A 13,636-nucleotide genomic window follows, 5' to 3' on the forward strand; every position below is an offset into this window, starting at 1 on the left:
CACACAGAATAGATATTAAAGGAGAATCTATGCGTAAAAAAATGAAAAATAAAGACTAAATTTAACCACAAATGAATCGATTTTGAGCACTTACTTTGCTATGCTCACTTTCATCCGCTGTAGGTGGTTCACTTTGCCCGCTCTATCCAGTTACCGTATGATACCAAAAGTTTAAAGGGTTTTCACTGTCTGCGTGCAATACTATAAACTCCTTTATTCTTTTGTAGGTAACTATTCGCATCGTTTAAACTTCAATTACTGATAAGCAAAGATAAAACCATATTTTGAATAACGAAATAATATTACAAAAAACAGGATATAATGAATTAACAGAAAAAGCTTAAAATTTGCATATGATACTTAATAATAATGCCTGCGTTTATATTTGTGATAGTTGAGTTATAGATAACATTTATTATTTTTTTAGTTTTAATTAATTTCTATTTCCCGATACAATATGTAACTTTCCTTATTTTACAGGAGTTAACAGGGTATAAGGTACAAATGAGAAACAAAAAATTAATACTGTTTTTTTAAGCCGGTAATATCTTTTTCATTTTTTGGCTAAAATTTATACTCAAGTTGAAATTTATAAAATCGCCTTCAAAATCATTTAATCTGTTTTCCTTTTTCCGTTAACCTATATTTTTGTTTACTACTTTTTGGCTAGTCCGGGATTGTCATTTTCAAAGGTTATCAATAGTTCTATTTGGTTGTTGAACTGCTTTTAGTTCAAAACGTAAGGTTTTATCCTGACAAACTTCCGTTAAAAGTAAGATTATAACCTGACAAAAATATCTTAATATTAAGATTATAGGCTTACAAATTTTTATGATGGACTTTATCTTTTTAAAACTTCCCAATACCTTCTAGTACTTCCAATTTTTTGATGATGCCTTTTTCCTTTAGAGTGTTGAAATGTGCTTGTACAGCAGAATTGTTTATTTCTAATCGTTGGGCGACGTCCAGGTAAGCTATTTTGTTGTTTTCCTTTATTAATTCTAAGATTTCTACCTGTCTTTCGGTTAAACTTTCCATTGCGCCTCCTATTGCATTACATATTGCACCACTTACTTATCTTCATTAAATAGGATAATTTAAATTTTAATATCCCATGGTATTGAACTCAATCTTTCCTTAATTTTCATCAATGCTTCTTCAACTTCACTTTCATTAGGAAACCTGCCATTGGTATAAACCAACTTTCTAAAATTGCCACTATAAATATTTTTTAATTGACTCCACACATTTTTCAAATTGGAAAAAATCAAGGCTTCATTTGGATGGTAGACCAACCAGGCATTATTATTTTTAAAGCTTTCTACGTCGTCGTTAGCGACTTTAAGCAACATAGATTCAAAAGCTCTTGAATAAAAGAATTTTGAAAGCCCTTCATTTTGAAGCATTAGGCATAAATCATAAGTATGGCGTATTTTCTTTTTTAAGTCCTCTATTGCATTTTCTTCATAGGAAAACCGAACCAAACTCATTATTTTCTCACATAAGGTTCTTTTGGGATCGAGTACTTTTACCTCAAAAGGTTCCAATCCATATTCCGAAATCATTTGTAACTGGCCAGTATTTTTCATCATATCATAAACATAGGAGTTTACCATTTTCTCGGTATAGGGTTCAAAATATCCCAACCAGGTAGCTTCTACAATTATCACATCTCGAACCTGACCGTAATCTCCTTTAAACTCTTTGTTATAGGAGTGAGCTGTTTTTCGGTTCATGCCCATTTTTTGAGTAACATTTTCTAACTCTACCTCATTCAGTACAGAAGATACTACCTTACTGATTTTCTTAATTTTATTAGTGAGTTTATTACCAGAATCTCCTTCATTCCTTAGAACAACTAGATCAATATCTTCACTAAACCGGTCAATTAAACCAAAACATTTGGACAATGCTGTTCCACCTTTAAAAACAGCTTCTTTTCCAATTTCATGGGTAAAAATAGTATATAAAGCATAAGTAATCCAGTAATCTTTTTCTATATAAACGTCTCGGATGTCCATTTCCTGGGCTGTAAACCTGACAGCCTGTGTAAAGAGCTTTTTATTTTCGTGTAGTTTCATTTAATATTCCAGTTTTCGGTGTTCGATAATACTGTATTTATTCCCGGAAACTTATATGATGTAATTGAATTTAACGTCTTTTGCAGTATTTCTGTTATTTCAACTTGTCCAAGTTCATCTAGTATAGCCCCAAGAAGCGCCCGGGTAGATGGAGGGTATTTTTTAGATAAACGAACCATTGTATATAAATCTTCCTTGGGCAAATCTTTTATTATGGCAAATAACCTTCTACATGCAGACACCATTGTAGTATCAGGAATTTTTTTGATGTATCGAATGGCATCCAATAACTGTAATAAAGGAATGTTTTCTTTAGTAATCGTATTTTTTTGCTTAATAAAAGCAATAGTATAGCGCCCACGGCTAAAGGTTGGACGGATTTCATTTTTCCCTATTTGAATAGTATTACTTACCTGAGTCGTCAACCCCAATTTATTGTAAATACTTAATCCTGTGAGATACCCTATTATCTTTCCATCATCTTCCAAGATGTCTTTTACAATTTGATATTGCTCCGGAACCAATTCACCAAATACGGTTTTTTCCGGTTTGTAATATTTTCCTTTTGAGAGTTTTGTAATACGCCCTGAAGCTGCCATACGATTAAGGGCCTTAATCACGGCTTCCTTTTTATTCACCTCGACTGAAAAATCTTCATAGGTGAATACATAGCCTTTTGGGAATCTATTTATAATATCTACTATATAATCAGTAACTTTCAATGGATTTAACTTTTTGTAAATATAAAAAATGTCCAGTTAATTTTATAAAAAACTGGACAAATTATTTTTTATTGCCTAAAATGTAGGTTTATTCCCTTATAGTATTCCAAGTCCCTTCTTTATAAGACCCTTGTCGTTCTATTAATTGTGATTCTTTCAATTTAGCAATATATGTTTCTATGGTTCTTGAAGAAACCTCAAGTATTTTACTTGCTCTTTCTGCTGTTATGGTGCTATCAGCTTCCATAAGCATTAATAATTTCACTGTGTTAAAGCTGCTACCCTTTAAAAGCTTCTCCGAAGTTTCTCCGAAGTTTTTGGAAAATCTGAAGTTAATGCATTTATATATTTTTCAGCATCCGTATTTAAAATACTTAATATCAACCCCTTATCAACGGTGTCGCTTTTAAGTGCTTCCTGAAGCTTCTCCGAAGTTTCCCCGAAGTTTTGGCTCCAGCTTCCTCTTTTTGGGTATAAAATTTTAAAATGGTAGCATCAAAACTAATATCATACTCGGGTGCTGTATGGTTGTATTGTTCCCAGTTGGTTTCGATCTTGTCGAAGCCATAGCCGGCATTTTCGGCCAAGTGTAGACTCCCCCCAATTAGAACTGCTAGATTGTCAAAGATACTTGTTTTTAACAGTTCTGTCGATATCGACAGAACTGTTAAGTTTTGCATAGGCTACTGGGATAGATTATCTAAAGTATTGTGTGGACGATAATGGTTATAATCATCCATCCAAATTTGTGTTTGCTCTCGTACTTGATCTAAGTTATCAAAAATATATTTATTAAGGACGCCTCTTCTGTAGGATCCATTAAACCGTTCTATAAATGCATTTTGTGTTGGTTTTCCTGGCTGTATATATTTAAGGGATATGATGCTATTACCATTGGACAGCTATAAGGAAGCCATGGATCTTATTTTGTATTTGCTTAAGACATGTATTATGGCTTTACATGCAGATTATGTTACTAATGAGTTTATAGGGGAGCCGGAATTCAATACGAGTGAAGTTCTGAAATTGATTACCCAGCTTATGCCATATGAAGAAATGGAGTTTTTGGACGAGGTGAACATTATGATGAAACAATTAGAATTAAAATAATAAACGCTATGAAAAAGAAACAAATCAAGGAATTACGAGTATTGGCCAAAAATAAATTAAACACATTGGAGCCTTCCAATTTGCGGAAAGAAAAATATAAACCCTCCTTTTTGGAATTTGATGGATATACCGATTTGTTTATTACCATTGAAGCATTGATCAATGTAAGTATCTTGGCGGCACAAGGCGATACATTTTCACCGCCCAGGATTAAAGATCATGGTATAGATATTCGTAGGACTTTAGAACTGGCAAACAATCTTTTGCCCTTTGAAGAAGGGGGATTTTTGGATGAGTCATACAAGCTTTTGAAAAAAGAAAACTAGGCTTTCTTTACTGGGAAAATGAATCCCCAAATCTTACCATAACTAATACTATTTCGTTTGGTTTTTAGGAGGGTTTATCCAATTCAAATAGTGTGCTTCAACTTCAGGAGATGCCTTTATAAAACTTTGATAATGTCTTTTTATACGTTCGTTTTTGTTTTTTAGCTGCTGATTCGTATGTCGGTAACTTAGCGTGCTAAAACCCAATACTAATAAAAGCACGATGTATATAATACTACATACCACTATCCATTTCGGAAATAGCATGGACTTATCCATACTATGAATTAAGTCTTTTGTGTTTGTAGCCTGAGCTTCTTCAAATTGCGCTTGCCTTTTTAGATGTGTTTCCAACAGATCTTCAATCTGTGAAGTATCAGCTTTCACTTTTACTTCACGAAGCTTTTTTGACAGCCCTTCTAATTTAGCTACCGATACATTAAATTCTTCAATTTCCTCCGTCAGCAAAGCTGCTATTTCTTCTAATTTTGCCATTGCTTTCTATTTTAATAACCAATCCCAATCCCCGTGTCAATAGCTTTTTTAATAACATGTTTTGCTACTTTTTTAGCGATGGATGCTGCTAGATTAGTATTAAGAGTTACTGTTTGATTTACTATTTTAAGGGTATTATCTTTTGATAGTTTTAGTCCCTTTGCATTGTTATAAGAAATCGCTTGTAGTATTTTACCGCCTGACATTTCTCTGTGCACAGCACTTCCTTTTAGGTTATGCGATTTATAGGCAAACCGAAACCCCTGCAATTGCTTGGATTTATTAATCACAGGAATCACTTTAACTCCTTGTTTTTGCATGCGTTTTATATACTGATCTACGGTTTTGGGTCTGGTTTGTAAAGTTTTTAAGTGTTGTTGTTTGATAAGTGCCCGAATGTGTAATAGCGATTGTTGTTTTGCTTGTTGCACCTCTCTAGCGGTGGTTAAATGCATATCTTTAGCCACTTTCTCTGCTGCCATTTGGCTGTGCTTTCCTATATAACTGTCATTATAAGCCTTTCCATCAAATCCAATGCGATTTACATACAAATGAACATGAAGGTGTTGTTTATCTCGGTGTACAAAAGCCATGGCTTGATGCTGTTGTAGTTTCATTTGTTTTACAAACCTATTGGTAAGCTCCTCCAGCTTTTTTACACTCAATTTCTTTCCATCTTCCACAGTTGGACTGAGTACAAAACTCAAGGTGTTTTTCTGGCAACGGGAATTGGTATCTTGTATAATCTTAAATTCCTGAGTTACCGCTGATGGAGTCTCTCCAGCTAAGTGTGCTTTATAGACCACTTCTGACATTTTTTCCTGATTCATTCCATAACGCATAGAAGCCCCTGTATGTGCTATAGCCATTCCTTTTCCTATCATTTTTTAAAATTTTGCAAATGGTTTTTGATTTCTTCAGCGAGTTGGTAAACTTCATCGGTTAGCTTGGGATTCCTTTTTTTAAACATGTTCCCAATGCGTTTAAAGTGATGATGGTACTGAATAAGGGTTTTATAAACTTCTATTTGTTCTTCGGTAAACCGCTCAATGATCTTGTCATCCAAAGCCGTCATCCGACAATAAGAACTCAAACTGAGGTTCGCTCTTTTTGCTTTGACCTGTAACAATCTCTTTTCAAATCGGGTACACCGAAATTTGACATAGGTTGCTTTTATTTTTACTTTGGCTTTTGCCATGATTTAATTATTTATATGAGGAAGTATTTCACTTTTAATGCTGCACCCTTTGCGACCTTCGGGAGTAAAGCAAGATGGTTTTTGTGGCAACAAAAACACATCTTGAAATTGCTTCGCAATTACCCACCCGCTTTAGCTATCCACCACTGGTTTACATCATCATAGCCTTTATATAATTCAGATTTATCTACAGCCCTTGAATGTACACCCAATAAAAATTCGGTCGCTTTTTTACCTGCCTTATCCCGATCCAAATAGAGGGCTACTTGCTTGTAATCTTTCAAGTAATCAGCAGCTCTTTTAACAAATGCCACCGAGTTTAAAACAAGGAGGTCTGCTTTTTTAGAAAGGGTAGGGTCATAACAAGTCAGGGAAAGCAAATCAAACATGCCTTCACATATGAGGAGCTTGGACTGTTGATTTTTAATAAGGGTGATGTCCTTGGGAGAAACGCTGCTTTTATATAATTTGTTTCGAAGCTCATAACCTCCAGAAACATTTTCAAGACCCATGGCAAAATGCTTTTTATCCTCCAGCTTATAATGAACTTCTTTACAATAACACCGTGCTGCTGACGGTTTAATTCTTCGTGATTTAAGATAATCGAGTAGGGCAGGGTGGTGGATGGGCTTCACTTGAACAACCTTAATCCCTGACTCTTTTTCTAGACGAGGCGGCTGATGAAAAGAAAAATTAAAAGCTTCATGATCCAATAATTCCAAAGCCTCTTTAACCGAACATTGTTTTATCAGACAGATAAGGTCAATAACATTGCCTCCAATACCAGCTCCATGATCATACCATCGGTTTAAACGTAAAGACACTTTAAAAGAGGCTTTTGATTCAGACCGAAAAGGACTTAAAAACCAAGCTTCTTTCTCTGATTTCCGAGTGGGAAAATACCCTAGTTTCGCCAATGTTTGAACAATGCAAATATTGCGGGCTGTTTCACAATTCAATAGTTCTTTTTTCATATGCTTTATTTTGTAAGTTTTTTTGATGATTTGATGAAAAAACACGTTCATCCCTTTAATAGATTGACCTCACAGCTTCATCAATTTTTCATCATTTCATCATTTTTGATTATAATACCTAAATTTCTGTCATCACTTTTTATTTTGATGAAAGAATGATGACAATTTGATGACAACCGTAGCCCTTATAAAACCTGACATTCGCTTATTCTGTCATCAAATCATCAAAATTTTTAATTAAAAATTCTTTTTCCACCGTGAAGTACCTTCCTTTAGCATCTTCCATATTGATATCGCCATTGCTCCAAATGGTAATTCTTTGATAGCTATTGGAATTTTTTTGGTTCTCCAGTTTCCACTCTCTTTTGAACAACCTCCTTAATTGTGTAAGATCTGTTCTTACTCTTGTCTTGTTTAACATGTGCAAGGCATCAATAGGACATATAGCAATGGAATCGAGTTCATACTTATCCATGGCGCTTAAAAGAATACTCGCCAATTCCTTTTCTACTCTGTTTCTGTTATGCTTAATCAACCTATGAAGTGCAGAGGTGTAAATATCCTTTGGTGTAAACCACATCCGAGTGGTTTGTCTGGTTTGAAGTTTACGGTTCTTTAAAAAATAAAGGAAAGCAGGAATTTCCAGAATAAGTGCCTCCAAAAAATTAGTATCCTCCTTTTTTAAGGAAGGTATTTTCCGAATCCAAAATCGGGTCTCATTGGCATCTATTTTAATGAAGTTATCTTCATTATTACTACAGAGAATAAACTTCCCGAAAAACTCAACTTCTCTTTTGTCTTTGCCTTTGGATTCTAATTTATTCCTGTTGGTGGTACTGAGGTATTTAATACGCTCGGTCAGTTCTTCTTTATTGAAAAGCACTTCATCTATGCAGATAAGGAGCTTGTTTGTCCAATCAGAATTGAATTGACTCCCAAAACTGTCATTGGTTAGGTAAGTAAGATTATTCTCAAATATCTCTTTTAACCATTTTAAAAAAGTACTTTTTCCCGTAATTCTTTCTTTGGAAACCAAACAAAGTATAGGGAGAATTTGCGTTGGTTTTTGATACAATAATTGTAAATAATCCAAACCAAGTTCTTTTTGTTTTCCAAAAATGTGATGTATAAAGGATAAGGTCTTTTCAATATTTCCTTCTTTAGGAGTATTTCTAAGCGGCGAATAGATATTATAAAAGTTGTGATACTCCTTTTTGAAACCGGTATGGTTTGGGATGCAGGTAAATCCGTCATATTTGGGTACCTTGCCCAGAAAATCCTTCCCGTGATCCTGTTTGATCAGATGCTCGTTCCAGGGGACAAGTAATTCATCAAAATGTCCTGCTATTGTGGGTGCTTTCACCAATTTGTAAAATGTAGTACCTACCCTTATGTATGGTATTGTTTTCATATAACTATGATTTATAACCTGCATGTGAAATACAGGCTAATGAGGTAAATGTAAATAGCGATTAGAGCTAAAAACTATCGTTTCTTCAGGACATAATCCAATGCCTGGTTTTTGATCTCGCATTTGGATTTACGGTCGTTCCTTAAAAGCCATTCATTAAGGCGGTCGATGTCGAAGAATATCATTTTCCCGTTAGGCTTGCTATGGGGTATAATTCCAGCAGAGGTCAACTTGTAAAGATAGCTTCTCGATATACCGGTGTAATCGCAAGCTTCTTCCAGGGTGAGTACTTTTTTAGAGCCCAACAGGAGGTTCTCAATCCTATCGAGTTTCTCTTCTAATTTGATGTTGTCCATTTTATCCGATTTAAAGATTAATAATGAACAAAGCGCTTTGTTTTCTTTAGTAGAATTCTGAAATAAAGATATAAGTAAAGGAAGCTGAAAACCAATAGGGTAAAGGTAAAATATCAGTAATTACCCTTAAATATATCTGAGATTTCCTTTAGGTAATCGGAGGTGTTATTTTTCCAGTCGGTTACATTTTTAGAAGTAATACTGATTGTATTGTTATTGGGATCACAGAAATACTTATTACAAAACCGGATAATCTCAGAATTACTTAAGCTTTCAAATTCTGTAAAAATGCAGCTAAGGATCTCGAAGAGTGGTTGGCGGTTTAACTCATTTGGATTCTTCATTATAGTATAATTCCATTGGATTCGTTTGTCTGGATTCTTTAGCTTTAATAAAGCTTCAAAGGTTTCAAGATTACATGAGAAGTATCCTTTGCTTACAAAAGTTTTCCAAATACCCTGGATCATAGTTTGATTGGTAATCGATGTGGATAGTTTGGATACCGGATTAAGAGTCTGTTTTACTTTCTGAATGAAGGTACTTTCGAATTTTTTTGTCCAGGTAAAATGACAGGTTAAAGCACCCAAAATAAATACGAGTAAAAACAGGATTTGAGTAATACTATTCAGGATTCCCGGATCTTCCCAAAGTTTACTTGTTTTTAAAGCAAGGAACATCATAAAAATTCCAAAGCAATGAAGAAATAGTCTAGGTTTTTCTACATACTTATCCCAATGAATGGCTTCATTGAACATAAACAGAGTAAGGATTTTGAAGTACTTAAATGCTATTCTGCCGATGGTGTAGAGCATAATTAGGGTAATCAAAGCTTTGAAAATGTAGTTATCCATCATCTATTCTATGTTTAAGTTGGGAACCAGATATGCAGCTTCCTTCATTTTTTTATCAATAATCTTGGCATAAATCTCTGTTGTTCTGATCTCTTTATGTCCCAGACGTTTTGAAACTGTGTAAATATCTGCACCGTTTTCTAACAACAATACCGCATTGGTATGCCTGGCAGAATGAAAAGTGATATGTTTTGTTATACCAGCAGCCATGCACCAACGGAGCAATTGAAGGTTCATGTGGGCACTGTAACGTAGCCCCTTGAATACACGTTGCTTGGAATCTTTGCGTTCTCCCAAAAGGTCTCTGGCTTGTTGAGAGATATACAAATATTCAACTCCCTCGGTTTTCTTTTGTTGAAAAACAATTCTGAAAGTAGGATTACCGGAGTCATCCATACCTTCGTCACGTACCTCAGACCATTTTAATTTATTAACATCAGACCACCGGATTCCGGTCAATGCTGAAAAAATAAAGGCTCGTTTTAGTAAAGGGATCTTACAAAGGGTTTGCGATAATCTTTGAAGCTCATCATATGTGAGGTATTCTCTGGTCGACTCTCCCATAGAAAAGCCTTTGACTTTTTTAATGAGGTTTTCTTTCAGATATCCTTCATCAAAAGCGGCATTCAGGCAAGCCTTGAATTTATTGAAATAGGTATGTTTGGTATTTTGTGAGAGCTTTTTTTGACTCTTGGTAACGGCAACCGTATCAAGATATTTTTTAAATCCTTTGATGAATTCAACATCAACTTCATTAAATGTCATATGTTTGGGACAATACCGCTCTAAATGTTTTTGTGCTGCATCCCAATTATCATAATTGCCTTTGGTTTGGTATCGTTCTTCTTTCTTTTGCTCATAAAAGTCCAAAAAGCTTACTTTTCCTTTATGATTGTTCTGAATTTTGAATTTACCCTGATATACTTCTGCCTTTCGAATAGCCAGAATCTGTTGAGCTAACTCAAGTTGTTCTTTATTCTTCCTTTGCTCAGCTGCTGTTTCAGGGGACGTAATCAAATAGAGTTCCAGATATTCAAAATCTCGAAGGGGTACGACCTTTCCTTTTGAGTTGGTTGTATGGCCTTTATAATATTCAATATAGAGACTGGTTTTCCCACTTTTCAGTTTTTTCTTTCTAAGGTGTACTTTCATAATCAACAATTTTAAGTTAATCTCCTTTAGAAGGCATATTACTAATGATGCTATCGATATCCGAACGTTTGATTCTGGTTAACCTATAAGACAAATTTACTGCTTTAAGGTGCCCTTTATTAATTTTCCGATATACCGTTCTTACAGAACAATCTAATAAGCTTGCCACTTCTTTTACTGTTAGAACCTCCTTCTCATTTAGTATTTGCATATAAACCTTATTCATTACTCAATAATTTATCCAGGCTTGATCGTTTAATAATGAACTTCTTAATATTTAAATCTGCCGGTTTCAGCTTTCCTGAATTAATTATTTTGTAAACAGTTTGCCTAGAACAATTCATAAGTAGGGCTATATCCTTTACAGTTAAAAACTCCTTCGTTTGAATAAGCTCAATATCCTGAGGCTTTTCTTGGTGCGACCTGGTTCTTTTCCTAGTCGTTTCAATATTAGATTTCTGAATCTTTTCAGACTTAACTCTTGCTTTATATGCTTTTCTGTTACAGTTATGAGAACAGAATCTGGTTACCGTTGTCCGCGCTTTAAATTCCTTTTTACAAAACTCACAAACCCGGATTATTTCAATATTTGAACTCATTCAAGTGTTCATTTTATTAGTTCTATTATTAGATTACATTAGTTAATATCAGGTGATATTGTATAATATTAGTTAATTAAGTGCCACATTTGACCTAACGAGGTGTAAAATTTGTATCTCATGCTAAAAAAAATATGGACGAGGTGTAAATAGGGTACAAAAATAGTGAAAAAATGAGTAACTAAAGAAAGTTATCATCTCAAAAATATATAATAATTAATTGATTAATAGGTTATTATAAATAAAAAGATGCTAAAGGAAAGTAAAAAACAACATGTCTATTTCCCAATACAGAAATTAGCAAAAATATTTCCTAATAAATCGTCTGTGGTTATTTCTCCAGTTATTTCTCCAAAATGGTATAGTGCTTGGCGGATATCAATGGCTAATAAATCGCTAGAAATACCATTTGCCATTCCATCTTGTACATGATTAATTTCTTCTAAAGCTTTTAATAAAGAGTCATAATGACGAGAATTGGTAATAATGGTTTCATTATTTCTTAGTGCCCCTGTATTTACAAATTCTAAAAGTATATTTTTTAACTCCTCAACTCCAGAGTTTCCTTTGGCAGCTATTAATAAAGCTTTAGTTTTAGCATTTGTATGGGCTATATCTGCTATTTCGGTGAGTATAAAATCCTGTAAATCTTCTGAGATTTGGTCTTTTTTATTGGCAATAATTACCAAGGGCTTTTGTGGGAATTTATTCTTGATTTTCTCTAATTCAAGGCGGATATTTTTTATAAAATCTTTGTTTCCTATAAGTTTGGTGCTGTCTATTAAATAAACAACTACTTGTGCTTGTTCTATTTTCTCAAAGGTTTTTTTAATACCAATGCTTTCTACTACATCTTTGGTGTCTCGTATTCCAGCGGTATCTATAAAACGGAATCCTATGCCTCCAATGCTTATTTCGTCTTCAATAGTATCTCTGGTAGTTCCAGCAATATCACTTACAATTGCTCTTTCTTCATTTAAAAGAGCATTTAAAAGCGTGGATTTTCCTACATTAGGCTCTCCAACAATGGCTACTGGAATTCCATTTTTTATAACATTTCCTACAGCAAAGGAGTCGATTAACCTTTTTAATACAAGCTGAATTTTATTAAGTAATTCAATAAACTGAGTTCTGTCTGCAAATTCAACATCTTCTTCAGCAAAGTCAAGTTCTAATTCAATTAAAGAGGCAAAGTTTAAGAGCTCCTCCCGAAGCTTTTTAATTTCACTACTAAATCCACCACGCATTTGTTGCATGGCTATTTGGTGACTCGCTTCGTTGTCGGATGCAATTAAATCGGCTACAGCTTCGGCTTGACTCAAATCTAATTTTCCGTTTAAAAAAGCTCTCATGGTAAATTCTCCAGCATCTGCCATTCTACAGCCATTCCTTAAAAAAAGTTGTAAAATTTCTTGCTGAATAAATGGAGAACCATGGCAGGATATTTCTATAACATTTTCCCCAGTGTAAGAATTAGGTCCCTTAAAAATGGAAACCAAAACTTCATCAAGTATTTTCTGCCCATCTATTATATGTCCTAAGTGTATGGTGTGCGATTTCTGTTCTGATAGTTTCTTTTTTCTGATGGATTTAAAATGAGCATCAGCAATAGAAATAGCTTCTTTTCCAGAAATACGTAGTACAGAAATTGCTCCAGCTCCCGATGGGGTTGCCAAGGCAATAATATTGTCTTGAATATTCATACACAAAAATTTGTGTAAAAATACAAATACTATATGAAGTAATATTGTAAAAAATAACTTATTAATTTGGTTAACATTGCAAGTTAAATCTTGTTAAAATGGAAGTTTTTGTAGGTGTAATTTGTATCTTTAGGATATAATTTTAAAACCAAAAAAAATACAATGAAAAATTATTTGAATTTAGATAAAGATAAAACACAAGATACAGTTAAAGAGTTAAATGTTCTATTAGCAGATTATCATTTATACTATCAAAAGCTTAGAAATTTCCATTGGAATATCTTTGGGAAAAACTTTTTTGACTTACATGAAAAGTTTGAAGAACTCTATGATGATGCAAAATTGAAAGTAGATGAGATTGCTGAGCGAATTTTAACTTTAAGACATCAACCAGTAAGTAATTTCTCTGATTATTTAAAGACTTCTAGTATTAAAGAATCTGATAGTGATAAAACTGATATCGAGATGATTGAAATTTTATTAGAAGACCATGGAATTATTCTAAAACAGATGCGTAAAGTGGTTGAAACAGCAGATAAAGGTGGAGATGAGGGTACTATTGATTTAATTGGCGCATACATTAGAGAATTGGAGAAAACTTCTTGGATGCTAGACGCTTGGAGAATGAAAACAAACCAAGGATTAAAATAATTAACAC

The 13,636-nt window shown here is 33.9% G+C and carries 18 protein-coding genes and 1 pseudogene; 3 read left to right on the forward strand and 16 right to left on the reverse strand.

All coding sequences use genetic code 11. From position 1 onward, the window contains the following. Window positions 1-849 precede the first annotated feature (849 nt). From AC13CQ_RS03570 to AC13CQ_RS03590, 5 genes and pseudogenes are all read right to left on the reverse strand, one after another. The gene (locus AC13CQ_RS03570; RefSeq protein ID WP_040880281.1) at window positions 850-1,038 is read right to left on the reverse strand and encodes a winged helix-turn-helix domain-containing protein; all 189 of its coding nucleotides are present in this window, start codon (window positions 1,036-1,038) and stop codon (window positions 850-852) included. 59 nt (window positions 1,039-1,097) lie between these two features. Further along, the gene (locus AC13CQ_RS03575) at window positions 1,098-2,081 is read right to left on the reverse strand and encodes a nucleotidyl transferase AbiEii/AbiGii toxin family protein (RefSeq protein ID WP_337900166.1); all 984 of its coding nucleotides are present in this window, start codon (window positions 2,079-2,081) and stop codon (window positions 1,098-1,100) included. Continuing rightward, entirely contained in the window at window positions 2,078-2,803 is a 726-nt protein-coding gene (locus AC13CQ_RS03580; protein ID WP_008616061.1) for a DUF6088 family protein, read from the reverse strand. The genes AC13CQ_RS03575 and AC13CQ_RS03580 overlap by 4 nt, the downstream gene beginning before the upstream one ends. Window positions 2,804-2,891: 88 nt before the next feature. After that, the gene (locus AC13CQ_RS03585) at window positions 2,892-3,050 is read right to left on the reverse strand and encodes an HTH domain-containing protein (protein WP_474507548.1); all 159 of its coding nucleotides are present in this window, start codon (window positions 3,048-3,050) and stop codon (window positions 2,892-2,894) included. A gap of 374 nt (window positions 3,051-3,424) precedes the next feature. After that, a pseudogene (locus AC13CQ_RS03590) lies at window positions 3,425-3,684 on the reverse strand (integrase core domain-containing protein); the annotation flags it as partial. On the opposite strand from AC13CQ_RS03590, the gene AC13CQ_RS03595 reads away from it, so the two are divergent. Both AC13CQ_RS03595 and AC13CQ_RS03600 read left to right on the forward strand, forming a co-directional pair. Then, window positions 3,683-3,913: a hypothetical protein gene (locus AC13CQ_RS03595; RefSeq protein ID WP_337900168.1), complete on the forward strand. Its 231-nt coding sequence runs from the start codon at window positions 3,683-3,685 to the stop codon at window positions 3,911-3,913. The pseudogene AC13CQ_RS03590 and the gene AC13CQ_RS03595 sit on opposite strands and share 2 nt — an antisense overlap. An 8-nt stretch (window positions 3,914-3,921) precedes the next feature. Beyond that, window positions 3,922-4,239 (forward strand): hypothetical protein, encoded by a 318-nt coding sequence (locus AC13CQ_RS03600; RefSeq protein WP_474507549.1) that lies wholly within the window; start codon window positions 3,922-3,924, stop codon window positions 4,237-4,239. Window positions 4,240-4,287: 48 nt separating this feature from the next. On the opposite strand, the gene AC13CQ_RS03605 is transcribed toward AC13CQ_RS03600, so the two are convergent. From AC13CQ_RS03605 to mnmE, 11 genes are all read right to left on the reverse strand, one after another. Beyond that, window positions 4,288-4,734, reverse strand: coding sequence for a DUF6730 family protein (locus tag AC13CQ_RS03605; RefSeq protein ID WP_474507752.1), 447 nt, complete (start codon window positions 4,732-4,734; stop codon window positions 4,288-4,290). Window positions 4,735-4,745: 11 nt separating this feature from the next. Then, window positions 4,746-5,603, reverse strand: coding sequence for a relaxase/mobilization nuclease domain-containing protein (locus tag AC13CQ_RS03610; protein ID WP_474507753.1), 858 nt, complete (start codon window positions 5,601-5,603; stop codon window positions 4,746-4,748). An 11-nt stretch (window positions 5,604-5,614) separates the two neighbouring features. Then, window positions 5,615-5,932 (reverse strand): mobilization protein MbpA, encoded by a 318-nt coding sequence (gene mbpA / locus AC13CQ_RS03615; RefSeq protein WP_008616066.1) that lies wholly within the window; start codon window positions 5,930-5,932, stop codon window positions 5,615-5,617. Window positions 5,933-6,051: 119 nt separating this feature from the next. Further along, window positions 6,052-6,906: a toprim domain-containing protein gene (locus AC13CQ_RS03620; protein WP_474507551.1), complete on the reverse strand. Its 855-nt coding sequence runs from the start codon at window positions 6,904-6,906 to the stop codon at window positions 6,052-6,054. A 205-nt stretch (window positions 6,907-7,111) separates the two neighbouring features. Further along, a complete protein-coding gene (locus AC13CQ_RS03625; RefSeq protein ID WP_474507303.1) occupies window positions 7,112-8,317 on the reverse strand; it encodes a primase-helicase family protein in 1,206 nt (401 codons plus the stop codon). Window positions 8,318-8,391: 74 nt separating this feature from the next. After that, window positions 8,392-8,673 (reverse strand): helix-turn-helix transcriptional regulator, encoded by a 282-nt coding sequence (locus AC13CQ_RS03630; protein ID WP_474507302.1) that lies wholly within the window; start codon window positions 8,671-8,673, stop codon window positions 8,392-8,394. Between the two features lie 113 nt (window positions 8,674-8,786). Continuing rightward, the gene (locus AC13CQ_RS03635; protein ID WP_337900172.1) at window positions 8,787-9,527 is read right to left on the reverse strand and encodes a hypothetical protein; all 741 of its coding nucleotides are present in this window, start codon (window positions 9,525-9,527) and stop codon (window positions 8,787-8,789) included. Next, window positions 9,528-10,676 carry a tyrosine-type recombinase/integrase gene (locus tag AC13CQ_RS03640; RefSeq protein ID WP_337900173.1) on the reverse strand — a complete coding sequence of 383 codons (1,149 nt, stop codon included), beginning with the start codon at window positions 10,674-10,676 and terminating at the stop codon, window positions 9,528-9,530. 16 nt (window positions 10,677-10,692) lie between these two features. Further along, a complete protein-coding gene (locus AC13CQ_RS03645; protein ID WP_482882706.1) occupies window positions 10,693-10,887 on the reverse strand; it encodes a helix-turn-helix transcriptional regulator in 195 nt (64 codons plus the stop codon). Between the two features lie 7 nt (window positions 10,888-10,894). Further along, a complete protein-coding gene (locus AC13CQ_RS03650; protein WP_335587310.1) occupies window positions 10,895-11,275 on the reverse strand; it encodes a helix-turn-helix domain-containing protein in 381 nt (126 codons plus the stop codon). Between the two features lie 278 nt (window positions 11,276-11,553). Beyond that, complete coding sequence (gene mnmE / locus AC13CQ_RS03655; RefSeq protein WP_008616072.1) at window positions 11,554-12,978, reverse strand: tRNA uridine-5-carboxymethylaminomethyl(34) synthesis GTPase MnmE; 1,425 nt, start codon at window positions 12,976-12,978, stop codon at window positions 11,554-11,556. 162 nt (window positions 12,979-13,140) lie between these two features. Here mnmE and AC13CQ_RS03660 point away from each other — a divergent pair, with 162 nt between their 5' ends. Next, window positions 13,141-13,629 carry a Dps family protein gene (locus AC13CQ_RS03660; RefSeq protein WP_008616073.1) on the forward strand — a complete coding sequence of 163 codons (489 nt, stop codon included), beginning with the start codon at window positions 13,141-13,143 and terminating at the stop codon, window positions 13,627-13,629. The last annotated feature ends 7 nt before the right edge of the window (window positions 13,630-13,636 follow it).

This window comes from Galbibacter sp. L-19, from assembly GCF_056857615.1.